At 65.0% G+C, this 26,386-nt stretch carries 20 protein-coding genes; 6 read left to right on the forward strand and 14 right to left on the reverse strand.

The genetic code is table 11. The features are described 5' to 3' along the window. Positions 1 to 85: 85 nt before the first annotated feature. On the forward strand, positions 86 to 1,048 hold the full coding sequence (locus J2R78_RS03370; protein ID WP_253609692.1) for an SMP-30/gluconolactonase/LRE family protein: 963 nt from the start codon (positions 86 to 88) through the stop codon (positions 1,046 to 1,048). A gap of 213 nt (positions 1,049 to 1,261) precedes the next feature. On the opposite strand, the gene J2R78_RS03375 is transcribed toward J2R78_RS03370, so the two are convergent. Together J2R78_RS03375 and J2R78_RS03380 are read right to left on the reverse strand one after the other, a co-directional pair. Then, a complete protein-coding gene (locus J2R78_RS03375; protein WP_076827004.1) occupies positions 1,262 to 2,695 on the reverse strand; it encodes an aldehyde dehydrogenase family protein in 1,434 nt (477 codons plus the stop codon). Positions 2,696 to 2,875: 180 nt separating this feature from the next. Beyond that, on the reverse strand, positions 2,876 to 5,242 hold the full coding sequence (locus tag J2R78_RS03380; RefSeq protein WP_253609693.1) for a transketolase: 2,367 nt from the start codon (positions 5,240 to 5,242) through the stop codon (positions 2,876 to 2,878). 131 nt (positions 5,243 to 5,373) lie between these two features. Here J2R78_RS03380 and J2R78_RS03385 point away from each other — a divergent pair, with 131 nt between their 5' ends. Next, positions 5,374 to 5,835: an Lrp/AsnC family transcriptional regulator gene (locus tag J2R78_RS03385; RefSeq protein WP_016841346.1), complete on the forward strand. Its 462-nt coding sequence runs from the start codon at positions 5,374 to 5,376 to the stop codon at positions 5,833 to 5,835. A gap of 740 nt (positions 5,836 to 6,575) precedes the next feature. Here J2R78_RS03385 and J2R78_RS03390 read toward each other — a convergent pair. Then, complete coding sequence (locus J2R78_RS03390) at positions 6,576 to 7,748, reverse strand: fumarylacetoacetate hydrolase family protein (RefSeq protein WP_229190791.1); 1,173 nt, start codon at positions 7,746 to 7,748, stop codon at positions 6,576 to 6,578. A 247-nt stretch (positions 7,749 to 7,995) separates the two neighbouring features. Between J2R78_RS03390 and ppk2 the strand changes: the two genes are divergently transcribed. From ppk2 to J2R78_RS03405, 3 genes are all read left to right on the forward strand, one after another. Next, entirely contained in the window at positions 7,996 to 8,859 is an 864-nt protein-coding gene (gene ppk2, locus J2R78_RS03395) for a polyphosphate kinase 2 (RefSeq protein ID WP_253610070.1), read from the forward strand. Positions 8,860 to 9,012: 153 nt separating this feature from the next. Next, on the forward strand, positions 9,013 to 9,435 hold the full coding sequence (locus J2R78_RS03400) for a DUF6294 family protein (RefSeq protein ID WP_028331873.1): 423 nt from the start codon (positions 9,013 to 9,015) through the stop codon (positions 9,433 to 9,435). 173 nt (positions 9,436 to 9,608) lie between these two features. Then, positions 9,609 to 10,487 (forward strand): transporter substrate-binding domain-containing protein, encoded by an 879-nt coding sequence (locus tag J2R78_RS03405; RefSeq protein ID WP_253609694.1) that lies wholly within the window; start codon positions 9,609 to 9,611, stop codon positions 10,485 to 10,487. A gap of 162 nt (positions 10,488 to 10,649) precedes the next feature. Here the strand turns inward: J2R78_RS03405 and J2R78_RS03410 are convergent, their stop codons facing one another. From J2R78_RS03410 to J2R78_RS03445, 8 genes are all read right to left on the reverse strand, one after another. Beyond that, complete coding sequence (locus tag J2R78_RS03410; protein ID WP_074128493.1) at positions 10,650 to 11,318, reverse strand: amino acid ABC transporter permease; 669 nt, start codon at positions 11,316 to 11,318, stop codon at positions 10,650 to 10,652. Between the two features lie 58 nt (positions 11,319 to 11,376). After that, entirely contained in the window at positions 11,377 to 12,636 is a 1,260-nt protein-coding gene (locus tag J2R78_RS03415) for an FAD-binding oxidoreductase (RefSeq protein WP_253609695.1), read from the reverse strand. Positions 12,637 to 12,640: 4 nt separating this feature from the next. Next, on the reverse strand, positions 12,641 to 13,399 hold the full coding sequence (locus tag J2R78_RS03420; RefSeq protein WP_253609696.1) for an SDR family NAD(P)-dependent oxidoreductase: 759 nt from the start codon (positions 13,397 to 13,399) through the stop codon (positions 12,641 to 12,643). 107 nt (positions 13,400 to 13,506) lie between these two features. Continuing rightward, positions 13,507 to 14,589 carry a zinc-binding dehydrogenase gene (locus tag J2R78_RS03425; protein ID WP_253609697.1) on the reverse strand — a complete coding sequence of 361 codons (1,083 nt, stop codon included), beginning with the start codon at positions 14,587 to 14,589 and terminating at the stop codon, positions 13,507 to 13,509. 117 nt (positions 14,590 to 14,706) lie between these two features. Then, a complete protein-coding gene (locus J2R78_RS03430; RefSeq protein ID WP_253609698.1) occupies positions 14,707 to 18,594 on the reverse strand; it encodes an autotransporter domain-containing protein in 3,888 nt (1,295 codons plus the stop codon). 246 nt (positions 18,595 to 18,840) lie between these two features. After that, positions 18,841 to 19,785 carry a DMT family transporter gene (locus J2R78_RS03435; protein ID WP_253590479.1) on the reverse strand — a complete coding sequence of 315 codons (945 nt, stop codon included), beginning with the start codon at positions 19,783 to 19,785 and terminating at the stop codon, positions 18,841 to 18,843. A 276-nt stretch (positions 19,786 to 20,061) separates the two neighbouring features. Then, a complete protein-coding gene (locus J2R78_RS03440; protein WP_253609699.1) occupies positions 20,062 to 20,901 on the reverse strand; it encodes an aldo/keto reductase in 840 nt (279 codons plus the stop codon). Positions 20,902 to 21,167: 266 nt separating this feature from the next. Continuing rightward, positions 21,168 to 22,652, reverse strand: coding sequence for an aldehyde dehydrogenase family protein (locus tag J2R78_RS03445; protein WP_253610071.1), 1,485 nt, complete (start codon positions 22,650 to 22,652; stop codon positions 21,168 to 21,170). Positions 22,653 to 22,769: 117 nt separating this feature from the next. Between J2R78_RS03445 and J2R78_RS03450 the strand changes: the two genes are divergently transcribed. Next, positions 22,770 to 23,855: a substrate-binding domain-containing protein gene (locus J2R78_RS03450; RefSeq protein WP_225163543.1), complete on the forward strand. Its 1,086-nt coding sequence runs from the start codon at positions 22,770 to 22,772 to the stop codon at positions 23,853 to 23,855. Between the two features lie 93 nt (positions 23,856 to 23,948). Here the strand turns inward: J2R78_RS03450 and J2R78_RS03455 are convergent, their stop codons facing one another. From J2R78_RS03455 to J2R78_RS03465, 3 genes are all read right to left on the reverse strand, one after another. Then, the gene (locus tag J2R78_RS03455; RefSeq protein ID WP_253609700.1) at positions 23,949 to 24,848 is read right to left on the reverse strand and encodes an SMP-30/gluconolactonase/LRE family protein; all 900 of its coding nucleotides are present in this window, start codon (positions 24,846 to 24,848) and stop codon (positions 23,949 to 23,951) included. 194 nt (positions 24,849 to 25,042) lie between these two features. Next, a complete protein-coding gene (locus J2R78_RS03460) occupies positions 25,043 to 25,468 on the reverse strand; it encodes a globin family protein (RefSeq protein WP_076827212.1) in 426 nt (141 codons plus the stop codon). A gap of 115 nt (positions 25,469 to 25,583) precedes the next feature. After that, positions 25,584 to 26,378, reverse strand: coding sequence for an ABC transporter ATP-binding protein (locus J2R78_RS03465; protein ID WP_253609701.1), 795 nt, complete (start codon positions 26,376 to 26,378; stop codon positions 25,584 to 25,586). Positions 26,379 to 26,386 lie beyond the last annotated feature (8 nt).

A 26,386-nucleotide genomic window follows, 5' to 3' on the forward strand; every position in this document is an offset into this window, starting at 1 on the left:
GATCGAATTGCGGTCGCAGGCCGACAATGATAGCAAACCAGGCGCTCAAGGAAACACCATCGAAACACAACAACGAGAACAGCAAATGTCCGATGTTCATTCCGCCGGCTGGCGTCCCGCGACCTGCTATCCCGATCCCGCGATCCGCGCGCTCGATCCGCGCTTCGAGAAATACTGGCTGAAACTCTCCGCCGTCGAGCGCATCGCGACCGGCCTGCGCTGGGCCGAAGGTCCGGTGTGGTTCGGCGACGGCCGCTATCTGTTGTGCAGCGACATCCCGAACCAGCGCATCCTCAAATGGGAGGAAGAGACCGGCGCGGTCAGCATCTTCCGCAAGCCGTCGAACTTCGCCAACGGCAACACCCGCGACCGCCAGGGCCGGCTGATCACCTGCGAGCATGGCGGCCGCCGCGTGGTGCGCACCGAATATGACGGGTCGATTACGGTGCTGATCGATTCCTACGGCGGCAAGCGGCTGAACTCGCCGAACGACGTCGTGGTGAAATCCGACGGCTCGATCTGGTTCACCGATCCGATCTTCGGCCTGCTCGGCAACTACGAAGGCTACAAGGCCGATCCCGAGATCGAGCCCAACGTCTACCGGCTCGATCCCGCAACCCGCGAGGCCACCATCGTCGCCGAGGGCGTGCTGGGACCGAACGGGCTGTGCTTCTCGCCGGACGAGAAGATCCTCTACGTCGTGGAATCCCGCGGCGAACCGAACCGCAAGATCCTCGCCTATGACGTCGCAGCCGACGGCAAGACGATCTCCAACAAGCGCGTCTTCATCGACGCCGGCCCGGGCACGCCCGACGGCATGCGCTGCGACATCGACGGCAATCTGTGGTGCGGCTGGGGCATGGGTGATCCCGAACTCGACGGCGTCGTCGTGTTCGCGCCCGACGGCGTCATGATCGGCCGCATCGCGCTGCCGGAGCGCTGCGCCAACCTCTGCTTCGGCGGCGTCAAGCGCAACCGCCTGTTCATGGCGGCGAGCCAGTCGATCTATGCGCTCTACGTCAACACCCAAGGCGCGCTCGGCGGCTAGCCCGGCCGTCATTGCGAGGAGCGAAGCGACGAAGCAATCCATCTGTCCGCCCGTGAGGAGAGATGGATTGCTTCGCTTCGCTCGCAATGACGGCGAGACTGCAACCTTCATCTTCGCAAGATTCGCACTCTGCAAGACCTTGCGCCCCCAAAATGGCTGACGCCGGAGCAGTTGCCTGCCCCGGCGCCAGAATGTTGTCTCTCGTGGCTCGGCTTACGCGGCGTTGTAGCCGGCGACCGCCTTGGCCTCGAGATATTCTTCCAGACCGTAGCGGCCCCACTCGCGGCCGTTGCCGGACTGCTTGTAGCCACCGAACGGTGCGGTGCGCTCGTTCGGCACGCCCTGCAGGTTGACGTTGCCGGCGCGGATCTGGCGGCCGACGCGGCGCGCGGTTTCCACGGTGTCGGCGGAGACGTAACCGGCGAGACCATACGGCGTGTCGTTGGCGATCTTCACCGCGTCGGCTTCGTCCTTGGCGCCGAGGATGGTCAGCACCGGTCCGAAGATCTCTTCGCGGGCGATCGTCATGTCGTTGGTGACGTCGGCGAAGATGGTCGGACGGACATAGAAGCCCTTGTTGACGCCCTCGGGCAGGCCCGGGCCGCCGGCGACGAGCGTTGCGCCCTCGTCGATGCCCTTCTGGATCAGCGCCTGGATCTTGTCCCACTGGCCGCGGTTGACCACCGGACCGATCGTGGTGCCGTCGGCACGCGGATCGCCCGCCTTGGTCTTGTCGGCGACGCCCTTCGCGATGGCGGCCACTTCCTTCATCTTGGAGAGCGGCACGATCATGCGCGACGGCGCGTTGCAGGACTGGCCCGAGTTGTTGAACATGTGCATCACGCCGCCGGTCACCGCCTTGGTCAGGTCGGCACCGTCGAGGATCACGTTCGGCGACTTGCCGCCGAGCTCCTGGCTGACGCGCTTCACGGTCGGGGCCGCACGCTTGGCGACGTCGACGCCGGCGCGGGTCGAACCGGTGAACGAGATCATGTCGATGTCCGGGTGCTCGCTCATCGCCGCACCTACCTCCGGGCCGAGGCCGTTGAGCAGGTTGAACACGCCCTTCGGCACGCCGGCTTCATGGAGGATTTCCGCGAAGATCAGCGCCGAGGTCGGGGTGAACTCCGACGGCTTCAGGATCATGGTGCAACCGGCGGCGAGCGCGGGCGCGACCTTGCAGGCGATCTGGTTCAGCGGCCAGTTCCAGGGGGTGATCATGCCGACGACGCCGACCGGCTCGCGCACGATCACGGCGGTGCCCATGGTCTCCTCGAACTCGTACTTCTTCAGCACTTCGAGGGTGTTCATGAGGTGGCCAAGGCCGGCGCCGGCCTGCAGCTTCTCGGCCATCGGCAACGGCGCGCCCATTTCGTCGGAGACGGCCGCGCCGATCTCCTTCATGCGGCCCTTGTAGACCTCGACGATCTTGGTGAGCAGCGCGACGCGCTCCTCGCGGCTGGTCCGGGAAAAGGTCTCGAAGGCGCGCTTGGCGGCGGCGACTGCCTTGTCGACATCGGCCTTGGAGCCGAGCGCAATCTCATACATCGCTTCTTCGGTTGCCGGATTGACGACCGGGGTGGACTTGCCTTTGACGACGGGATCGACCCAGGCGCCGTCGATGTAGAATTGCATGCGATTGACCATCGGAAACCTCTTGTACGGGGCGTATGGAATGGGGAACGAAAGCGTTCGGCAGGCATCCTTGCACGAAAGCCCGGCGAATTGAACCCGCCATATGCGGGACGCGGCTCGTGCGCGTCCGCGAGATATAAGGGCCGAGCCGCACGTGTGGCAAGGCTCCTTCGCACTCCCCTTCCGGTGATGCTACACCGCCATCTTGCGATGCCGCACCGGGGCGCCGACCGAGACGCTTTCCGCCGCGTCGATGATGGCGTTGGCGTCGATGCCGTAGTGGCGGTAGAGGTCGCTGATCGTGCCGGTCTGGCCGAAATGCTCGACACCGAGCGCCTCGACACGGTGGCCGCGCACGCTGCCGAGCCAGCCGAGCGTTGCCGGATGGCCGTCGATCACGGTCACAATGCCGCAGTCGCGGCCGAGCGGCGCCAGCATGCGCTCGATATGACTCAAATGCTGCGCGCCGCGGCGGTCGCGGCGCAAATTCCGCGCGGCGGACCAACCCGCGTAGAGCCGGTCGGCGGAGGTGACCGCCAGCAGACCGACGTCGCGGTGGCTCTCGCCGATCAGGCCGACCGCCTCGATCGCCTCCGGCGCGACGGTGCCGGTATACGCAATGACGATGTCGCAGTTCGGGCCCGGCTTGCGCATCCAATAGGCGCCGTCGGTGATGTCGCGCTGCAGGTCCGGGGTCATGATCCGTTGCGGCTGCTCCAGCGTACGGGTCGAGAGTCGCAAGTAAACCGAACCACCCTCGGCACCCTCGCGCTGCATGTGGCCAAAGCCCCAGCCCATGATCACGGCAAGTTCATCGACGAAGGCCGGATCGAACGAGGCGAGCCCGTCCTGCCCGATCCCGATCAAGGGCGTCTTGATCGACTGATGCGCGCCGCCTTCCGGCGCCAGCGAGATGCCCGACGGCGTCGCCGCCACCATGAAGCGGGCATCCTGGTAGCAGGCATAGTTCAGCGCATCGAGGCCGCGTTCGATGAAGGGATCGTACAGCGTGCCGACCGGCAACAGCCGCGCGCCGTTGATCTGGTGCGACAGGCCGAGCGCCGACAGCATGATGAACAGATTCATCTCGGCGATGCCGAGCTCGAGGTGCTGTCCCTTCGGCGAATATTCCCAGGTGTAGGCGGACGGGATCTTCTCCTGCCGGAACAAGTCGTGGTTCTCCGCCTTCGCGAACAGGCCGCGGCGGTTGACCCAGGCGCCGAGATTGGTCGACACGGTGACATCGGGCGATGCGGTGACGATGCGCGAGGCGAGTTCGCTATCGCCGCGCGCCAGTTCGTGCAGCACGAGACCAAAACCCTGTTGCGTCGACATCTGCGCCGAGGCCTTGAAGGCCAGCCGTTCCGGCACGTCGATTTCTGGCGCCGACAGGCGGCGGCGCCCCTCGCGGTTGAACGGCGCCTCGGCCAGGAAGGCCTCGAGCTTCGCAGGCTCCTGCGAAAGGCCCTCGAACTTGTCCCACTCGTGGCCGGGGCGGATATTCTGCGCGGCGCGCCACTTCTCCATCTGGGCGACCGTCATCAGGCCGGCGTGGTTGTCCTTGTGGCCCTGCATCGGCAGGCCGACACCCTTGATGGTATAGGCGATGAAGCAGACCGGCCGATCATGGTCGATCGCCTCGAAGGCCTCGATCATGCTCGCCATATCGTGGCCGCCGAGGTTCGACATCAGCGCCAGCAACTCGTCATCGCTGCGGCGCTCGATCAGCGCCGACACCTCACCCTGGTCGCCAATGTCGTCGCGCAGATGCTTGCGGAACGCGGCGCCGCCCTGAAAGCAGAGCGCGGCGTACATCTGGTTCGGGCAGTTGTCGATCCAGCGCCGCAGCGCCTCGCCGCCGGGCTCGGCGAACGCCTCGAGCATCAGCTTGCCGTACTTCACGATCACCACGTCCCAGCCGAAGTTGCGGAACATGGTCTCGAACTTGGCCCACAGCCCCTCGCGCACCACGGCGTCGAGCGACTGCCTGTTGTAGTCGACCACCCACCAGGTGTTGCGCAGGCCGTGCTTCCAGCCTTCGAGCAACGCCTCGAAGATGTTGCCCTCGTCCATCTCGGCGTCGCCGACCAGCGCGATCATGCGGCCCTCAGGCCGGTCCTGCAGCCAGCCGTGCGCCTTGACGTAATCCTGCACCAGCGAGGCGAACAGCGTCTGCGCGACGCCGAGGCCGACCGAGCCGGTCGAGAAGTCGACGTCGTCGCTGTCCTTGGTGCGCGAGGGGTAGGACTGCGCGCCCTTGTAGCCGCGAAAATTCTCCAGCTTGTCGCGGGTCTGGTGGCCGAACAGATACTGGATGGCGTGGAACACCGGGCTCGCATGCGGCTTCACCGCGACGCGGTCCTGCGGGCGCAACACCGAGAAATAAAGCGCCGACATGATGTTGGCGAGCGAGGCCGACGAGGCCTGGTGGCCGCCGACCTTCAACCCGTCGGTAGAGGGCCGCACGTGATTGGCGTGATGGATGGTCCACGAGGACAGCCACAGCACCTTGCGGGCCAGGGCGGACAGCATGTCGAGGCGTTCAGGCGCGATTCCCATGGCAATGCTCCGGGCGATACGCCGGAATGTTACTGCCGCAGGCGTCGGCGAAAATCTCAATTCCACGCGACAGCACAGGAAAAATTGGGATAAATTCCCACGATCCAACTTCAACTGACGAGTTCATCCCAATGCCTGCCCTCGATGCCATCGACCGCAAGATCCTGAGTCTGCTCCAGACCGACAGCCGCATGACCATGCAGGAACTCGCCGACAAGGTCGGGTTGTCGGTGTCGCCTTGCCACCGCCGGGTCAAGCTGCTCGAGGAGCGCGGCGTGATCTCTCGCTACATCGCAACCGTCGACCAGAAGTCGATCGGGCTGCACGTCTCCGTCTTCATCTCGATCAAGCTGGCGCGGCAGAAGGAGGAAGACCTCAACCGCTTCGCGCGCGCGATCTCGAAATGGGACGAGGTGCTCGAATGCTACCTGATGACCGGCAACCGCGACTATCTGCTGCGCGTCGTCGCCGCCGACCTTTCCTCCTACGAGGCATTCCTGAAGAACAAGCTGACCCGGCTCGACGGCATCGCCTCCATCGAGTCGAGCTTTGCGCTGAGCCAGGTGAAGTATTCGACGGCGTTGCCGGTGTGAGGGCGTTGGTTGGTCACTCGAATGACGCCAACCCCACAGTGTCGTCCCGGCGAAGGCCGGGACCCATACGCCGCAGCAGTTGTTGTGAGAGGGACTCGCCGTTGCAGCATCGCTTAACAATTTGTATTTGGGGTTATGGGTCCCTGCTTTCGCAGGGACGACACTGAGTGTGTGAATCGTCCGAGCTTTGCATCTCGTTCCGTTTTGCAAAAGAGGCTTGCGCCGTCGGGCAACTCAGTGATTGCCGCTGGCGCCCTGCCCGGCTGGACGGCCTCGCCGCGACAACCAGGCTACGGCGCGATCCATATCCCAATCACGATGATGGCCAGTGAGACGGCAATGACCAGCATATCGGTGGTGAGCCAATCGGGCATTCCGTTTGATGGCTGCTCGCTCATGTCCGCGATTCCTTCTGTTCGCGTCGAGCCAATATGCTGGAGCGGACCGGCGCGAACGAGGATGAACTGGTTCACATAAAGCTAGGAAAAAGCGGCAAATTCCGCGTGTTTTAGCGCGCGCAAGTTGCGCCACACGGTCGATCTGCCGCGCAGGTTTCTGAACATGTTCGGCAACGCCGCCGCTTCGGCACAGTCACCATCGTCGTCGTTCAACGCGCTGCGAGAGGCGGCTGAACGTCACCGGATTGTCGGCGCAACCCGGCGCCGACCTGCCGCCACGCGACAGGCCGCACACGGCCGACGAAGCGGCCGAGGTGTGGACTCGCCGCCCCGTCCTGATCCTCACAGCACCTTGCGCTGTGCGAGGTTCTTCATCAGCGCACCGACGCCGAAGGTCCAGGGCTCGCATTCGTCGCTATTGCGCATCCGGTTGACCAGCTTGCCGAGCTGCGGTGCGGCGATGGTCACGATGTCGTCGCGCTTGTGGGTAAAGCCCTCGCCCTTGGCATCGCGATCCTTGACCGGCGCGAACATCGTGCCGAGGAACAGCGCAAATCCATCAGGATATTGATGCACGGGGCCGATGGTCTGGGCGACCAGATCGGTCGGGTCGCGGCTGATCTTGCTGATCGAGGAATGGCCCTCGAGCACGAAGCCGTCTGCGCCAGTCACGGTCAGGCCGACATCCATCTTCCTGACATCGTCGAGCGAGAAGGTCTGGTCGAATAGCCGGAGCAGCGGGCCGATCGCGCAGGAAGCGTTGTTGTCCTTGGCCTTCGACAGCAACAGCGCCGAGCGCCCCTCGAAGTCGCGCAGATTGACGTCGTTGCCCAGCGCGGCGCCGACGATCTTGCCGGCGGCGGAGACAACAAGCACGACCTCCGGCTCCGGATTATTCCAGGTCGACTTCGGATGCAGCCCGGCATCCATGCCTGATCCGACCGAGGACAGCGTCGGCGCCTTGGTGAACACTTCGGCGTCGGGACCGATGCCGACCTCGAGATACTGGCTCCAGGCATTCTGATCGATCAGCACCTGCTTCAGTTTCATCGCCTGCTCGGAGCCGGGCTTCAGCTTGGAGAGATCGTCGCCGACCAGGCGCACCACTTCCTTGCGGATCGCGTCCGCCGAGGACGGATTGCCGCGCGCCCGCTCCTCGATCACGCGCTCCAGCATCGAGATCGCGAAGGTGACGCCGGCGGCCTTCAGCACCTGGAGATCGACCGGCGCCAGCAGATGCGGCCTGGCCTTGTCGCGGCCGTCGGGCGGGGTGTTGGCGAGGATCGCCTCGAAATCGCCGATCCGCTCGCCGCCCGTGGCGCGCAGCGCGGCCGCGGGATCGCTTTCCTCGCAGAGCGCGCTCACCGTCGGGAACCGCGCCGTGACATCGAACACACCGTCTGCCCGCACCGCGACGACGGCCGGCCCGCCGGCCTGCGGCAACCAGACCCGCCCGACCAGCGTGCCGGCGGTGCCGTCCTCCGGCAGGACGTCTTTTGGCGTGAGCGAAATCATCGGCACATCTCCCTTTTTGGTTTTGTCGGCTTGTTAGCACAGTCCGCCCGGCGGCGTGAAACAGCGGTCACGGCATTGTCATAGAGGGGTAACATCGCCCGTCAATGCTGCCGTCCGATCCATCTAACACACTGAAAGACGGACCTTCATGACGACCTCAGCCCTCACCGACGAAGCCTCCCGGGATGAAGCCTTGCGGGACGAAGCCTTGCGGGATGAAGCCTTGCGCGCCCGCATCCATCAGGAGATGGCCGACAGCCTCGACGAGGAACTCGAGCTCGAGCTCGACGACATGAGGCTCGACGAGCTCGACCATGACGGCGCCGCCGGCAGGCCGTCGATCGACCGCAAGTTCTATTTCCGCGAATTGCTGCGGCTGCAGGGCGAACTGGTCAAGCTGCAGGATTGGGTGCAGCACGAGAAGAAGAAGGTCGTCGTGCTGTTCGAGGGCCGCGATTCCGCCGGCAAGGGCGGCGTGATCAAGCGCATCACCCAGCGGCTCAACCCGCGGGTCTGCCGGATCGCGGCGCTGCCGGCGCCGAACGAGCGCGAGCGCACGCAATGGTACTTCCAGCGCTATGTCTCGCATCTGCCGGCCGGCGGCGAGATCGTGCTGTTCGACCGCAGCTGGTACAACCGCGCCGGCGTCGAGAAGGTGATGGGGTTCTGCAGCGACGAGCAGTATGAGGAATTCTTCAACTCGGTGCCGGAATTCGAGCGCATGCTGATCCGCTCCGGCACCGTCCTCCTGAAATACTGGTTCTCGATCACCGACGAGGAACAGGCGTTCCGCTTCTCGATGCGGATCCAGGATCCGCTGAAGCAGTGGAAGCTGAGCCCGATGGACGTCGAGGCGCGGACCCGCTGGGAGCTCTACACCAAGGCCAAGGAAACGATGCTGGAACGCACGCACCTGCAGGACTCGCCGTGGTGGATCGTCGATGCAGTCGACAAGAAGCGCGCCCGGCTCAACTGCATCTCGCATCTCTTGAGCCAGATCCCCTATCAGGCGGTCACCCACCAGCCGGTGGTGCTGCCGCCGCGGGTGCGCAACCCGGACTATCACCGCGGCCCGATCCCGCAGGAGATGTACGTGCCGGGACGATATTGATTCTGGGCACGAGCACGCTCTGTCCTCCCCCGCTTACGGGGGAGGATCACTAAATCGCGATTGCAGATTGTGAGGCAGCTCACTGGTCCTTTTGCGCCCTCCCTTTAAACCAGAGGTTGCTCGCAATTCGCGGGCTAGAAGGAGGCGTACGCTATGTTGAAAGAACATCTTGAAAGCAAAAGCTCGGCGACCGACCAGCCAGAAAGCTATAAGGGTGTTGCGACACATGCTATCCAAACCCTTGACCTTAGTTGGAGCGCGCCTATTCGTTACGGCGATTGCAAGCTGTCCGGCTTCTTGAACGGCACCCTGAACAACGGCCCCACTCTCAGGCTTCGTTCTGACGGAACAGCAGAATTGCTGGCAAAATTTTTCTCGACCGACGACGGTGATGTTTGGGTTATCGATCGTCTCGTTCTTTTGGACATTCACGGGACGGTGCTTTTTCAATTTCCACACCTTTCAAGCCCAGAAACCCAGACAGACAACCAAGTGCTCGATTGGGTAGCCGAACTGAGCTTCCCCGCCGTTTTCTTTTCTTCGGTCACAGGGGCGAACATGACCTATCGTTGCTAACCCCTAAGGGCGCGGTTCGCGGCTTATTCGACCTCCCCCACAAGCGGGAGAGGTGAAGTCCGGCACGTAGGCGACCGCGCCCTCGCCTTGCCTACCAATGGTGCAGACGCGCGCACTTGCTGGCACCGGGTACCGACGCTAGGCTTCCCCCGATCTGGTGCAGGGAGGCCCGCTTGACTCAATCCGACGACATCAAAATCTCCGAAGATCGCCGCGACGCGCTGCGCTATGCGCTCGGGATCGGCGGCGGCGCGGCGCTCGCGGCCGCGATGGCAACGCCGGCCTCGGCGCAGACGCCGGCCGACAACACGCTGGATCGCATCCGGGCCAACAAGGTGCTGCGGATCGCGGTGCTGCCGGGCGAGCTGCCCTATTTCAACAAGGACCTTGCCTCGGGCACCTGGTCCGGCTTCTCGATCGAGATGGCCAACGATCTGGCCAAACTGCTCGACGTCAAGCTGGAATATGTCGAGTCGACCTACGGCAATTCAATCCTCGATCTGCAGGCCAACAAGATCGACCTCGGCTTCGCGCTCAACCCGACGCCGCAGCGCGCGCTGGTGGTCGATTTCACCAATCTGGTGTTCCCGCATCCGTTCGGCGCGATGCTGAAGAAGGGGCTGGAAGCCAAGACCTGGGCCGACATCAACAAGCCCGAGGTCAAGATCGCTGTCGACGTCGGCTCGGCCAACGAGGCGGTGGCGCGCCGCTTTGCGCCGAACGCCACCATCAAGTCGCTGAAGTCGCGCGACGAGGTGATGCTGGAAATGTCGTCGGGTCGCGTCGACTGCGTGGTCAACGCGCTGGTGCTCGGGCTGACCGCGATCGCCAAGAATCCGAACCTCGGCACCTACAAGATCCTGGCCTCGCCGTCGGTGACGATCGCGAGCGGCACGGCGGTACGGCGCGAAGCCGACAAGCGCTGGCGCGATTTTCTCTCGGTTTGGATCGACTACAACCGCGGCATCGGCCAGATGCGCGAATGGTTCGTCAAGGGCCTCGGCCTTGCCGGCGTCAAGCCCGAGGATGTACCGGTGGAGTTGAGTATCTGAGGCGATTGCCGAGACGGCAGTGATCTCCCTCTCCCGCTTGCGGGGAGGGCCGGGGTGGGGGTGTCGCCACAAGCGACACCCTATGTATGGAGAGAGCCCCCACCCGGATCGCATCTAACGATGCGATCCGACCTCCCCCGCAAGCGGGAGAGGTCAAGCAACTCACACCTTGTCGTAGGTCAGCCCGCGCTCCAGCCGCCTGGCCACCAGCGTCGACGGGAACAGGATCGCGAAATAGATCAGCGCCACGATGGTGTAGACCTCGAGCGGCCGGTAGGTGTCGGCGTTGATCAAGGTCGCGTTGTAGACGAGATCGGGTACCGCGATGATCGAGACCAGCGAGGTGTTCTTGAGCTGCGTGACCGACTGGTTGACATAGGGCGCCATCATCGGCTTCAGCGCCTGCGGCAGGATCACGAGCCGCATCAGGCGCCAGCCGCGGAAGCCGAGCGCCTTCGCCGCGTCCCACTGCCCGACCGGCACGCTCTCGATCGAGCCGCGCACGATCTCGGCATAGAACGCGCCGCCATAGAGCGACAGCACGCTGACGGCGGCGACATGCGCCGGGATGTTGACGCCGATCACCACCGGAAACGCATAGTAGAACCAGATGATCTGCACCAGCAGCGGCGTGCAGCGGAATGTCTCGATATAGGCGATCAGGAGCCAGTCGATCACCGGAATGCGCCGCAGCCGCAGCATGCCGACGATCAGGCCGATCAAGGTCCCGAGGATGATGGTGCCGATGGTGTAGGCGATGGTCCAGCCGAGCCCGAGCCAGAACAGATGGCTGTACTTGGCAAGGATGCCGAAATCCCAGACGTAGTTCATCCTGCCCCTCGGTTGCCGCGCGCTTGATCGCCAAACATTGCAGGCGGCCTCGCGCAAGTCACGCGATATACCGGCCGGGCGAAAATGCCTTGACCTCAAACGGCGGCGCATCGCCCGCGATCATCGCCGCAATTGCGGCGCCCGTTCCGGGGCCGGTGGTGAAGCCGATATGCTGGTTGCCGAAGGCGAGCCAGAGTCCGCGATGCCGCGGCGCCTTACCGATCATCGGCAGGCTGTCGGGCAGCGTCGGCCGCGCGCCGCGCCAGCGCTCGCCGACCGCATCGCCGAATTCGACCACGCTGCGCGCCATCGGCACCACCGCCTCGAGCTGCGAAAAATTCGACGGCGCGTCGCGCGCGGTGAGCTCGACGCCGCTGGTGACGCGAACGCCCTGCTCCATCGGCGTCATCAGAAAGCCGCCCTCCGCATCATGGATCGGCCGCAGCAATTTGCGTGCCGGGTTCGGCACGAAATGCTGATGATAGCCGCGCTCGAACGCCAGCGGCACGCGATAGCCGAGCGGCTGCAGCAGCTCGGCCGACCACGGCCCGAGCGCGACCACGACATGGCGCGCGGCGATCTCGCCGTCGGCGAGCTGCACGCGCCAGCCGTCGCCGTGCGGCTCGATCCGCCGGATTCCGGATTGCCTGATCGTGCCCCCGCCAGCGGCGAACATCTGCGCGTAGGCCTTGACCACTGCGCCGGGTGAATCGACCGATGCCGTCTGCGTGTGCAGCAGGCCGACGCTATAGGCAGGAATGATGTTGGGCTCGAGCGCGGAGATCGCCTGCCGATCAAGCACCTCGCTCCGGATGCCGAACTCGGCGAGCGCTGCCTGCTCAGCCTGGGCGGCGGCGAGCCCGTCGCTGCGCCAGGCCTTGAGCCAGCCGGTTTCGCGGATGCGATGGCCGGCGCCGGCCTGCACGATCCAGTCGCGATGCAGCTTCAGCGAGGTCCTGATCAGGCCGTGCAGCGCGGCGGCGCGCGGTTTGGTCTGCGACGGCGTTGCCGCCGCGAGGAAGCGGATCACCCAGCCGGTATTGGCGAGCGCCCACGCAATGTTCCAGCGCAGCGCCGGATGCGCGTTGGTCAGATATTTCGGCAGGTTCTTCAGCAGCGACGGCGTATTGAGCGGCAGGATCGAGCCCGAGGAGATGATGCCGGCATTGCCGTAGGAGGTTTCGCTGCCGGGCTCGCGGCGATCGACGACGACGACGGAGAGCCCGCGCTGTTGCGCGGCGAGGCCCGCCGAGACGCCGACCATGCCGGCACCGAGCACCGCAACATCGACCTGCTCTGTTGGTTCGCCCTCGCTCATGGCGTCACATCAAGGTCAGGCCGCCATCGACCGGCAGCGTCGCGCCAGTGACGTGGCTTGCTTCCGGCGACAGCAGGAAGGCGACGACGGCCGCGACCTCGTCGGCCTCGGCCAGCCGCTGCATCGGATTGGCCTTTGCGACGCTCTCCCAGGTCGCGGTATCAAGCGCGCCGAACAGGCCGGGATCCTTGCGGGTGTAGCCCGGCATCACGGCGTTGGCGGTGGCGCCTGACGCGGCGAGCTCGATCGCGAGCGACTTCACCAGCACCTCGAGCGCGGCCTTCGCGGCGGCCGATGCCGGATAGGTGGCGCCGGGCACGAAGCGATGCGGCCCGAAGCTCGACACCGCGACGACGCGGCCTTGCGCGCTGCGCGTGAGGTCGGACAGCGCCGCCGCCGCGATTTCATGGAAGGCCGCCGCCATCACCGCGAAGGCGCGCTCCAGCGCCTCGCGCGGCAGGCCGGCGAACTCGCGCCGGTCGGCAAAGCCCGCGGCGTGCACGATGCTGTCGATCGGCCCGAACGCGGCCCGCGTTGCCGCGACCAGCGCGGTGCCGGCGCCGGCCTTGGCGAGATCGCCGGTGCTGACCTCGACCCTTGCGCCCTTGCCGCGGCATTCCTCCGCAACCGAATTCAGCCGCGCGAGGCCGACGGCGGTGGTGCCCTGTCCGTGCAGCATCAGGGATTGAGCGGGGCCGGCGAGCCGGCGCGCGACTGCGGCGCCGATGCCGGAGCCGCCTCCGGTGATGATCGAAATTCGCATGAGGTGCGTGCTGTCAGTGCGATACGAGACAGCGAACTATAGGTTCGGCGTCACGAAATGCAAACCGCGCCCCTCGCCGTCAGTTTACCGCCGCGTTCAACGCCAAATCAGCGCCACGGTTCGACCAGGATCTTGGTGTGCGCCTCGGGATTGGCGAGATCGGCAAACGCCTGCGCGACGCCGTCGATGCCGACGCGGCCAGTGACCAGCGAGGCGGCATCCACCTTGCCTTCCGCGATCAGGCGCAGCGAATAGGCAAATTCCTCGGGCGTGTAGCCGAGCACATATTGGACGTTGAGCTCCTTGATGATGCCGAGCATCGGCTCGGACTTGTCGGTCTCCATGCAGACGCCGACCACGACGACACGGGCGCTGCGCGGGGCGCCCTCGAACACCTGCTGCAGCACGCCGGGCACGCCGACGCATTCGAAAATCAGCGCGGGCTTCAGCGGCGGCAGCAGCGCCTGCATCGGCGGCCGCGCCGCCTTCTCCGCGTCGGTCATCTGGGCGTGCTCGGCCCAGCTCGCATAGGGCTGCGTCTTGGCGGGATCGACCACCACATCGGCGCCCATCTTCTCGGCGAGCAGGCGCCGCGCCGGCGAATAATCGGCAGCAACGATCGGTCCAAGCCCCCTGATCTTCAGCGCCGCAATCACCGCCAGCCCGACCGGTCCGCAGCCGATCACCAGCGGCACCTCGCCGCCCTGGATGTTGGCCATCGCCACCGCATGCACGCCGACCGCAAGCGGCTCGGTGAGCGCGGCGTGCTCGGCCGCAAGCCCGTTCGGCACTTCGAGCAGCAGCGGCTCGCTGAGCAGCATCTGCTCGGCATAGCCGCCGAGATAATCGTTGGAATAGCCGATGCCCTTCGGGCCCTCCGGCGTCAGCAGCGCCGGCAGCGAGCACACTTTCGTCCCGGGCTTCAGCTTGCGCGTCGTGTTCGGGCCGTAGTCGAGGACCTCGCAGCAGAACTCATGGCCGAACACGACGTCGCGCGACAGATCCATCGGCGTGCGACCGGGCAGGAACTTGCTCAGCTCCACCATGCGGTGGGCATGCTTGCGTGCGTGCAGATCGGAACCGCAGATGCCGCAGGCGAGCGATTTGACCAGCACCTGGCCGGCGCCGGGCTTCGGCTCGGGCACCCGGTCGACGACCATCTCGCCGTTCCTGAAGATCGCTGCGCGCATATTCCCTCCCGCGTGGGTTTTGTCCCACTCATTTTGATGCGTATTTCGTCTCGCGAAATGCTGTCGCGGATCAAGTCCGGGACAAGCTTTCGCCGCAGGAGGCTATAGCACGGAGGGTCACCACGTATAGCGCATAACGCCCTTGCCGGCGTAAGACTGTGTCACGTTGGAGAATTCGCCCTCGAAGGTCGCAGCCGCCGACCAGCCGTTGCGCCACTTCAGCTCGGCGGAGGCCGTGGTCAGCGCCGAGTCGCTGGCCTGCGCCGCGCCGTTGACCACGAAGGCCGCGCCGGGCAGCGTCTGGAACACCGCACCAACGGTGCGGTCCGGATTGAAGTCATGCGCCCAGGCGACGCGGCCGCGCAGCGTCACGATGCCGCCGTCGACCGCGAACGACTTGTCGGCGCGCAGGCCGAGTTCGCTCCTGACGTCGGTGACGCTCTTCGCTGCATAATTCAGCGCGAAGGCGCCGCCGCCGGAGGCCACGCTTTCCGCATAGGCCGGCAGCTCGAAGCTCGTGAACTGCGCCGCGGCGTAAGGCGTCAGCCCGATCCACGGCGTGGCAGTGCGATAGCCGCCCTCGAGCCGGCCAGACCAGGCATTGGCATTGAAGTTGGCGCGCAGGTGATCGGCGCCGGCCGCGGTGACGATGCGATCGGTGGTGACATCCTGCCAGCCATAGGCGAGCGCCGCGCTTAAGTACGCGGCGCCGACGCTGTGGCGAACGAATGCGCCGGCCTGGAACAGATCGGAGCGACCCCAGCCGAGACCGTTGACGCTGAAGCTGGTGGCGCCGCCGGCGAGCGCAAAGCCGGCAATGGTGTTCGGCGAGAAGCGGTAGTCGGCGCCAACCGCGGTGCCATAGAGGCTGCTGCTGGTGTTGTTCGAGCCCAGCACCGCATTGCCGCTGGTGGTCTGCGAGCCGCCATAGCCCGCCGCCCATACGCTCCAGCGCTGCTCGAAATCGACCAGCCGCGGCGGCGCCTTGGTGTAGATCGCGGCCAGCGCATCGCGCGGCTCGCTCTGGCGCGCCGCATAGGCGAGCGGCATGCTCTTCTCGGCGAACGGCGTCGCCCCCGCGCCGCCGCCAAACCCACCATCGCGCCCGGCGACGAACGGATCGGTCAGCAGACCGAGGAACAGGCCCATCGCGTTGAACGTCGCCTGCTGCGAACCGGTCGCGCCCTCGCCCGAGGCCTGCGTCAAGCCGGCCGGCGACAGCCCGGCGAACACCGCGTTGATACCGCCATTGGCGTTGAAGAAGTTCTGCAGTGTGGCGGCGACGTTCTGCTGATTGACGTTCAGCTTCGACTTCGCGCCGTAATCGAGCGTGAAGTTCAGATAGGTGTTGCTCGCGTCATAGCCGAGCGTCGCGACGAGGTTCGACGGCAGCCCGGTTGAATCGACACCGGCGAACGTGCCGTTGCGGCCGCCGGCCGCCGACAGGATGGTGTATTGCTTGGCAATCGTACTGCCGGCGGCGACGCTGACGCCGACCGATCCGGCCAGCTTCGCACTGCCGCTCACCTTGGCCAAGGTGGACGCCGTCGAATTGAGCCCGACGAGGTACAGTGCCCCCGACTGGAAGGCGAGGTTGCCCGCCACGTTCAGGGATGTGCCTGGTGTCGCGTTGCCGGGCATCAGGATGCCGCCGCTTGCAATCGTCGTGTTGCCGACGGTGCCGATGCCGGAGAGCGCGCCGCCGGCATTCACCGTGGTGAGGCTCGACGAGGCGATCGAGCCGTCGACCTGCAGAATGCCGCCATTGACGACGGTGGTGCCGGTGTAGGTATTGGTGCCCGACAGGGTCAGCCTGCCGCTGCCGGTCTTTTCAAAATTCGCCGGACCGGTGCGACCGCCGCCGAAACAGCCACAGATATGGAATGGGTTCAACGGATCGAAGTCGGCAAGCACGCCGCTGAGCGTCGTCGAGAGATTATTGCTGCCAACGGCGAGGGTGTTGCCTGAGCCGATATAATAGAAGCCGGAGCCTGCGATCGAACCCGCGGTGATGCGCCCGTCGCCGTTCAGCCCCGTGCTGAGCGAGAAATCGACCAGTCCGGTGCCGTTGGTGATGAACTGTGCGTTGCCGCCGGTCGCGTTGTTGAAGAACTTAATGGTACTGCCGGCTTCAGTGGTAATGGTGGCGTCGCCCGCGGTAGCGAACGCCGTGAAGATGTGTTGGCTGCCGGCCTGGTTGTCGATAATCGCATTGCCCGCGGTGGCATAGGCATCGAACTGGAGAACGCCGCCAGCCCGATTGACGATCGTCGCGTTGGCCGCGGTCGGCGCCTCCACCGGGTTGATACCGACAGATCCGAAATAGAGCACGCCGCTGTTGTCGAAACTGGCGTTCGCCGCCGTGCTGTTCTGAAAAAAGGCGACCTGACCGCCCGCGAGCGTAACGATGGTTGCCGAAGCCGCAGATGAGGACTCGAAAAACTGCGTCGAGCCGCCATTGGTGCCGTTGGTGATGGTGGCCTGCCCTGCATTGGTGTGGCCCAGAAACACCGCGGCGCCGCCGTTGGAGTTGTCGATCACGGCCTTGGCGGCCGTGCTGGTGTCGGAGCCGCCGGGAGGACCAAACGCGTCGCCGAACACCACAGTGCCGCCGTTGGTGTTGGTGAACCTGGCGTTGCTGGCAGAACTGGTGTCGCGGAACACTGTGAGCGCACCATTGGTGTTGCTCACGGTGGCATTGCCAGCGGTGCTGCTGTCGCGAAACTCCGTGATGCCGAAATTCTGGTTGACGATCGTCGCCGTCGACGCCGTGGTGGAATTGTAGAACGTCGTGGTGGCGATCCCGTTGAAGCCGTCGTTGACGATCTTGGTGATGCCCGCGGTGTTGGCATTCACGATGTCGAACTTGCCGTCGACGGCGACCTCGCCGACGATTGAAGCGGTGTGGCTGGCGTCGCCGAGTTGCAATGTCGCGCAATCGCAGATCGTGGTGCCGCCGGTGTAGGTGTTGGTGCCGAGCAGCACCACGCGGCCGAGGCCGCCTGAATTATCCAGCACGGTCAGCTTGCCGGGGCCGTTGCCGTCGGCGATGTTGCCGGCGATCGTGAGCGTGACGCCATTGGCATCGATCGCGCTGCCGATGGCCGACGTATTGATCTTGAAGTTGTTGGCGAAGGTCAGGTTGCTGAGGCCGTCGGCCTGAAACGAGGCATTGTCGAGCGTGACGGTGCCTGACCCGACCGAACTGTTGTTGCTGACGACAACGGTCGTATCGACCACCAGCGTGCCGCCGGAATAGGTGTTGGCGCCGGAGAGCTGCACATTGGAGAATCCGGACGCGGACGAGTCGATCAGGCGCAGAACCCCGGCGCCGACGCCGTCGGCGATCACGCCCTGGAGATTGACCTGGGCGCCGTTCGCATCGACCGTGCCGCCGGCCGCATTGACCGCGATGTTGTTGGCGAAGGCGACGCTCGAGACCGTCGGCGACTGCATCTGGAACGTGCCGCCATTGAGCGTGATGGCGCCGGTGCCGACCGAATCCGCATTCGTCACCTGCACGGTTCCGGCGGAGATCAGCGTGCCGCCGGAATAGGCATTGGTGCCCGCGAGCACCAGCGTGCTGTTGCCGAGCTGCTGCACCATCGCCGGACCGCCAATGCCGTCGGTGAGGTTGGCGTTGATCGTGATGGTCCGGCCGTTGTTGGCCTGGTTGATCAGGCCGCCGGTCGGCCCGGACAGGCTGAAGCCAACCGGGTTGCCATTGATCGTGTAGGATTGCGAATTGGCGGTGAAGGTCCAGGACCCCGGCAGCATCAAGCCGGGCCCGATGGTGACCGTCGCCGATCCCGATGAATCGAAAATGGCTGACTGGTTCGGGAGGATCGGTGGCGCGCCGGCCGACGTGGTCGACCAGTTGGTCGGGAGTTCGTAGACATCGGTGCTCGTCGAGCTGCCCGTGCCGCCCCAGGTGTAGCTTTGCGCTTGTGCCGAGCCGGTCGGCAACGCGATTGCGCTGGTCAGGGCGCAGAGTGCCAAGGCCATCGCAGCGCGAGACGACCGACCGCCTGACAGGAAAAAGAACGAACCAAAATGCACGTACCCGACCCCCAAACGCTCTGCGGCGCTCTTGGGGCTAGGGTTAGCACGCGGCGAACCGTGAGGTTGCCGATCGTTTCCGAAATCCGGTGATTCAGCGATCCGAGATCAAAGATTTCGGCCCGACTGTTGTACCCGCGCAACGCTAGTTGAAGCCGGCTTCGCAACCGACGCACGATTTCGTCCGGACGCTCAGGCGTTCGGCGACGGCTCGCTGGCCACGGTCAGCAGCTGCGACCGTCGGACGCGCTCGCGATGCGCGGTGTAGAGGCCTGAGGCGACGATGAAGCCGGCGCCGAGAATGGTCCAACGGTCGGGCACTTCGCCGAAGATCATGAAGCCGAGGATGCTGACCCACAGCAGCTGCGTGTAGGAGAACGGCGCGAGCACCGAGGCATCGCCATAGCGGAACGCCAGCACCACGATCCACTGTCCGACGGTGGACGCAACGCCGATCAGGATGCCGAACATGATGTCGTGCCAGCTCGGCGTGACCCAGACGAACGGCACCAGCGCGCTGACGATGGCGACGCCGACGATCGACGAATAGGTCATCACGGTGATCGGGCGCTCGCTGCCGCTCATCATGCGCGTCAGGATCAACGTGGCCGCCCACGCCAGCGCCGAGACGATCGGAAAGATCGCGGCGGGATGGAAGGCACTGGTGCCCGGCCGCAGGATGATGAACACGCCGGCGAGGCCGACCGCGGTCGCGATCCAGCGTCGCATGCCGACCCTCTCACCGAGGAAAGCGATCGACAGCGCGGTGACGAACAGCGGCGAGACGAAGCTGGTGGCGGAGGCTTCGGCGATCGGCAGGAAGCCGAGCCCCGTGATGAAGATCAGCGAGGAGCCGAGCAGCGCGGCGCCGCGCAGCACGTGCAGGCCGGGACGGCTGCTGCGCAGCGCGAACAGCGGCGAGCCTGGCAGCATCGCCGGCGTCATGATCATCGCAAACACCAGGAAGCGGATCCAGGCGATCTCGATCGAGGGCAGCGTGGAGGAGAGATATTTTGCCGTGACGTCGGAGGTGCCCAGGAACACGGTCGACAGCAGGATCAGCGCGATGCCCTTGAACGGCCGGTCGGTGCGGGCGGGCGCCTTGCTTGTCGCTGCGGGCGCGGTCTTTGCGGGCAATGAAAGGGGAACGCTGTCCAGCCTGGCGGCCACGGCTGCGGGGGGCGGTGTCACGGCAATCTCGAAGGCAAAATAAGGGGAATCTGCTGCTCGTACAAAACGCCAATTCCGCGGCGAGAACAATGCCCGAAAACGGGACTCCGATATGCACCAGCGCGCGCGACCGCCCGCCGCAGCCTGTGTGCGGCCGCGACTGCAACAGTTTGTTAAGAACTGTGTGGAGCGGAGCAGCGTAAATCCCGCGAATTGCGAGGCCAAGCCACGAAACTTTCCAGTTCAGAGCATCGGCAGCGAGCGTGGCTTCGGCCCGCGCGGGAACGCGGCATCGAGCGCGGCGAGTTCATCGCCGCTCAGCTTCAGAGTTCCCGCCACCGCATTCTCCGCCGCGTGTTCCGCGTTCGATGCCTTCGGAATCGCGAGCACCGACGGCAGCCGCGTGAGGAAGCTGAGCGCCACCTGGCGCGGCGTTGCCTTGTGCGCCTGCGCGATCGATTGCAGCGCCGCGCCGGCCCTGCTCGACGGCGAGGGAAAATCATTGTGACCGAACGGCGAGTAGGCGACGACGGCGACGCCGTGCTGCTCGCACCAGGTAATCACGGCGTGCTCGATGGCGCGCTCCTGCAGATGGTAGAGCACCTGGTTGCACGCGATCTTGCCTTCACCCGCGACATCGAGCAGTTCGTCGAGATCCTCGGTGTCGAAATTGCTGACGCCCCAGGACCGGATCTTGCCCGCGGCGATCAATTCGTCGAACGCCGCGACCGTCTCGGCAAGCGGAGTGGTTCCGCGCCAGTGCAGCAGATAGCAATCGAGGCGATCGGTCTTCAGCCGCTTCAGCGAGCGCTCGCAGGCGGTGATGGTGCCGCGCCGCGAGGCGTTGCTCGGCAAGACCTTCGAGACCAGGAACAGCTCGTCGCGCCGGCCTGACATCGCATCCGCGATCACAAGCTCGGCGTCGCCGTACATCTCGGCGGTGTCGATATGCGTCATGCCGGCATCGATGCCGCGCTTCAGCGCAGCGACGGCCGCCTTGCGATCACCGCGATCGAGATACCAGGTGCCCTGCCCGATCACCGAGACCTGCGGGCCGTTGTCGCCGAATTTTTTTGTCTGCACGATCGCCTCGTTCTGCGTAGTTCCCTTGTGGCTCCGCGCAGGACGATAAAGCATACCGACGACCATGTCTCCACATCGTCATCCCGGCGATATCTCCACATCGTCGTCCCGGCGAAGGCCGGGACCCATACTCCGCAGCAGTCGTCGTTGGCGGGACTCGCCATTCCACCCGTTGTGCAACAACAGATATTCGTGGTTATGGGTCCCGGCCTTCGCCGGGACGACAGCTGTATTGTGACGCGCGCTCTCGCGTCTCTCGACGCGCATCAAACGTTGAGGTTCATCCACACCGCCTTAGGCTCGGTAAAATTGTCGAGCGCGGCGGTGCCGTGCTCGCGGCCAAGGCCGGAGTCGCGCTCGCCGCCCCACGGCAACCGCACATCGGTGTAGCCATAGGTGTTGATCCACACCGTGCCGGCGCGGGCCTTTTTGGCGAAGCGCTGCACGCGGCCCATATCCGCGCTCCAGACGCCGGCAGCGAGGCTGTAGGCGGTGCCGTTGGCGATGCGCAGCGCATCGGCCTCGTCCTTGAACTTGATCACGCTGACGACGGGGCCAAAGATCTCCTCCTGCGAGATACGCATCTCGTGCGCGACGTTGGCGAACACCGCGGGACTGATGAAATAGCCGCGGTCACCGACCCGCGCGCCGCCGGTGGCCAGCAGCGCGCCCTCATGTTTGCCGATCTCGACATAATCGAGGATCGAGCGCATCTGCTTCTCGGAGATGACGGGCCCGAGCGCGGTGGCGCGATCGGCCGGATCGCCGATCCGCAACGCCTCGGCGCGGGCGACCAGACGCTCGACCACCTCGTCATAGGCATTCTCCTGCACCAGCACGCGCGAGCCGGCCGAGCAGACCTGCCCGGCATTGAAGAAGATGCCGGCAGCCGCGGCCTTGGCAGCGGCTTCGAGATTGGCATCGTCGAAGATCACATTGGCGGACTTGCCGCCGAGCTCGAGCGAGACCCGTTTGAAGTTGCCGGCGGCGCCCTTCATGATGCCGCGGCCGACGCCGGGCGAGCCGGTGAACGTCACCTTGTCGACATCGGGATGATTGACCAGCGCGTCGCCGACGACGCGACCGGGCCCGGTCACGATGTTGAGCACGCCCTTCGGCAAACCGGCCTCGAGCGCGAGCTCGCCGATGCGCAGCGCCGACAACGAGGTCAGCTCGGCCGGCTTCATCACCACCGTGCAGCCGCAGGCGAGCGCCGGCGCGAGCTTCCACATGCCGATCATCAGCGGGAAATTCCACGGCACGATCGCGGCGACCACGCCGACCGGCTCGCGCACCGTATAGGTCAACGCGTCGTCGCGCGCCGAGACCACATCGCCGCTGATCTTGTCGGCCCAGCCGGCGTAATAGGTCAGCGTGTCGATGGCGGCCGGAAAATCCTGGCGCAGCACACCCGCAATCGGCTTGCCGGCATCGAGGCTTTCGAGCGCGACAATCTCGTCGGCATGCTGCTTCAGCAGTTCAGCCCATCGGAGCAGAATGTGACCACGTTCGGCCGCGCGCATGGTGCGCCACGGCCCCTCGAAGGCGCGGCGGGCAGCCGCCACGGCACGGTCGACATCGGCCTCATTGCCTTCGGCGACGGCAGCGATCACCTGCTCGGTGGCGGGATTGAGCGACTTGAAGGTATTTCCGGACAACGAACGGACGCGGGCGCCGTCGATCAGCAGCAATTCGTCCCTGATGGTCGGGGCGCGGCGGGCGTCACGCTCATAGTCATATGCAACGGACATCATATTTCCTCCTGGTGTTGTCACTCAACCTAGGAGGCTTTGATCAGCAGTAAATATGATATCTTGTGCCTATTGGCATGCCAAGATATGAAGTCTATTTCATAAGTGGTAACCACGATGCTGCAGATCGAGATCGAGACCGTCTGGCGCTTTCGGAAAGAGGACAGCCCGCAGACCGCGGTCGTGATGCTCGGCATCCTCAACGAGATCAGGAAGACCGGAAAGATCACCAGCGCCGCCAGTGACGCGCAGCTGTCGTATCGTCATGTCTGGAACCTGATCGAGCAATGGACCGAGTTCTTCGGCGTTCCGCTGGTTGAGACCCATCGCGGCAAGGGCTCGAAGCTGACGCCATTCGGCGAGAAGCTGGTGTGGGCCGGCGAGCGCATGCAGGCGCGGCTCGGGCTGCAGCTCGAGAACCTCGCGCAGGAACTGGTCACCGAGATCAAGCCGTTTCTCGAGCAGCGACCGTCGGTGATCCGGGTCCATGCCAGCCACGGCTTTGCGGTGTCCAAGCTGCGCGAATTCCTTGACCGCGCGGGCGGCGTCGGCGTCGATCTGCGCTATGTCAGCAACCAGAACTCGCTGGTCTCGCTGGCGCAGGGCGCCTGCGATCTCTCCGGCGTGCACCTGCCGCGCGGCGAATTGCGGGCGCAGGGCATCAAGGCCTGCCGCGAATGGCTCGACCCGCGCGAGGACCGCGTCATCAATTTCGTGACGCGCGAGATGGGCCTGATGGTCAAGCGCGGCAACCCGCTGAAGATCACGACGCTGAAGGACCTGGTCGAGCGCAAGGCCCGTTTCGTCAACCGCGACCACGATTCCGGCACGCGGCTGCTGTTCGATCAATTGCTGGCGCTGCACAAGATCCCGGAAGGGCGGATCAACGGCGCCCAGCACATGGAATTCACCCATGCGGCGGTCGCCGCCTATGTCGCGAGCGGCATGGCGGATGCGAGCTTCGGCGTCGAGGCCGCGGCGCGGCAGTTCGGGCTCGATTTCATCCGCCTGCTCACGGAAGATTATTTCTTCGTCTGCAAGCGCGCCTTCCTCGAGACCGAGCCGATGCAGCGCGTGCTCGACATCATGAAGAGCAGCGAGTTCCACAAGGCGGTGGGCGCCCTTCCCGGTTATGTCGCCTCCAACACCGGCGCCGTCAGCGGGGTGAAGGAGTTTCTCGAGAAGCTGCATTCCGACCGCTGATCAGGCAGACCCCGGCAACGGCCGACCTGATGGCCGTCGATCCTTCGGGCCTGCGCCAGGTGCGATGACGATGGTCGACAGTCAGGAAGATATCTAGCCGAGCCCGCTGATGTCGGCGACCAGCACCGAGCCAGTCACCGATTCCGTGATGTAGAGGCGGTCGCGGTCGGCGCCGCCGATGGCGACATTGGTGCAGCTCGGCCCGGCGCAGGACTTGATCCGCGCGATACACTCGCCGTTCGGCGCAAACACGAAGACATGGCCGAGCGAGGCGTGCGCGACGAACAGCCGACCGGCGGCGTCCATCGTCATGCCGTCGGGCCCGCTCGGGCCGAACAGCGAGCAGAAGCGGCCGACCTTGGAGACGCTGCCGTCCTTCATGAACGGCGCGCGCCAGACCGCATTGTCGCGCGTCATGGCGACGAACAGCACCGCCTCGTGCGGATCGAGCACCAGGCCGTTCGGGCTGATGCCGGTGTCGATCAGACAGTCGAGCGCTCCGTTCACCCGCAGCCGATAGACGCGGCCGGTCGGATCGTGCAGCCCGGTCTGGCCCTGATCGGTAAAATAGATGTCACCGTTCGATGCGATGTGCAGGTCGTTGCAGCCGCGGAACGATTCCGAATTGCGCGAGCGCAGCAGGGGCGTGACCTCGCCCGACCTGGCGTCGAGTTCCATCAACCCGTGCCGATAGTCGGCGATCAGGATGCGGCCCATCGCATCGATCTTCAGCCCGTTCGGCCAGCCGTCATACTCGGCAACCTGCGACCACGACTTGTCCGGCGCGATCCTGAAGATGCGGCCGAACGGAATGTCGACGATGTAGAGATTGCCGTCGGCATCGAACGACGGTCCCTCGATGAAGCAGTCGGTCACCGCGCCCGGGCGGTTGGCGTCAGCCCATTCGCTCGCCATCCCGCGGCGGAATTCCGCCGGCACGGCGGAGAAGATTTCAGTCGCGATCAGTTTCGGCGGCGTTTCCAGGAACATCATTGTTGGTTCACCCGTTGGCGGAACGGGGCGAACCATAGAGAAGATTGCTGGCGCCGTCGAATACCCCAAAGCCCACCACGTCATTGCGAGCGAAGCGAAGCAATCCATCCTCCATGCGTGGCAAGATGGATTGCTTCGTCACTTCGTTCCTCGCAATGACGGTTGGACAGCCGTCCTGTGCTTACGACGTTTTCCTATTCAGCCGGCTGCGCCGGGCCATAGGCTTCCGAGATCATGTAGCCGGACAGCGTGCCGTACGCCGCGGTCCACGCGGCGGCGACGTCAGGTGTCCAGGCTTCGCCGAGCCCCTTCTCCAGCGTCCACAACAACGCGCCGCCGACCACCGGATAATGCTCGGGCTTGGCGCCGTAGCTGACATGCCGCTTGGCCAGCGCACTCGCGGCCGGCAGGATCGTGTCGAGATTGCTCAGCCCATTCACGACGACGGCAAGCGTCGTCATCAATTTCTTGCGCTGCTCCTTCATGTCGACCGGAAACATCGCCTTCACGGCGGGCGCGACTTCGAACAAGCGGTCGTAGAAAATGACCGCGGCCTGCTCCGAGATCGGCGCGACCTTGCCAAAGCTGTCCTGAACCAGCTTGATTTGGGCCGGATTCATCTCAATTCTCCTCGGTCATGAAATGAGTTCTGAAACGATTTTTCAAAACGCGAGCATTGGTAACCGAAGCCGGCGTTCCGGTTCAAAGCGGAAACGCTTGCCGTCGACGTGATCATCACGCCGCCTCGACGAAGCTGTGGCGCTCATAGAGGAATTCGAGCACGTGCTGCCGGCACTTCAGATAGCCCTGGTTGGTCGCGAGCTCGAGCCGCTTGCGCGGCCGCGCCAACGGCACCTCGAGCACCTCGCCGATCCGCGCGCTCGGGCCGTTGGTCATCATCACGATGCGGTCCGACAGCAGCACGGCCTCGTCGACGTCGTGGGTGATCATCAGGATGGTGTTGCCGAGCTTCTGGTGCAGCGCCATCACCGAATCCTGCAGATGCGCGCGGGTCAGCGCGTCGAGCGCGCCGAACGGCTCGTCCAGCAGCAGCACTTTCGGCTCCATCGCGAGCGCACGCGCGATGCCGACGCGCTGCTTCATGCCGCCCGAGATCTCGCTCGGCCGCTTGTCCTTGGCATGCGCCATTTGCACGAGGCTGAGATTGTGCATCACCCAGGCGTCGCGCTCGGCCTTGCTCTTGGTCCTTGCAAACACCTTGTCGACGCCGAGCTTGACGTTCTCGTAGACGGTGAGCCACGGCAGCAGGCTGTGGTTCTGGAACACCACGGCCCGATCCGGTCCCGGCGAATTGACCTCGCGGTTCTCCAGCAGCACGCCGCCATTGGTGGCGCCGGTGAGGCCGGCGACGATGTTGAGCAGGGTCGACTTGCCGCAACCGGAATGGCCGATGATCGAGACGTATTCACCCTTCTCGATCGTCAGGTTGATATCCTTCAGCACCTCCGTGGTGGCATTGCCGCGGGTGAAGGTCTTGTCGATGTGATCGAGCTTCAGATAGGCCTTCATGACTTCCT

Source organism: Bradyrhizobium sp. USDA 4538, assembly GCF_024171045.1.
Lineage (GTDB): Bacteria > Pseudomonadota > Alphaproteobacteria > Rhizobiales > Xanthobacteraceae > Bradyrhizobium > Bradyrhizobium australafricanum.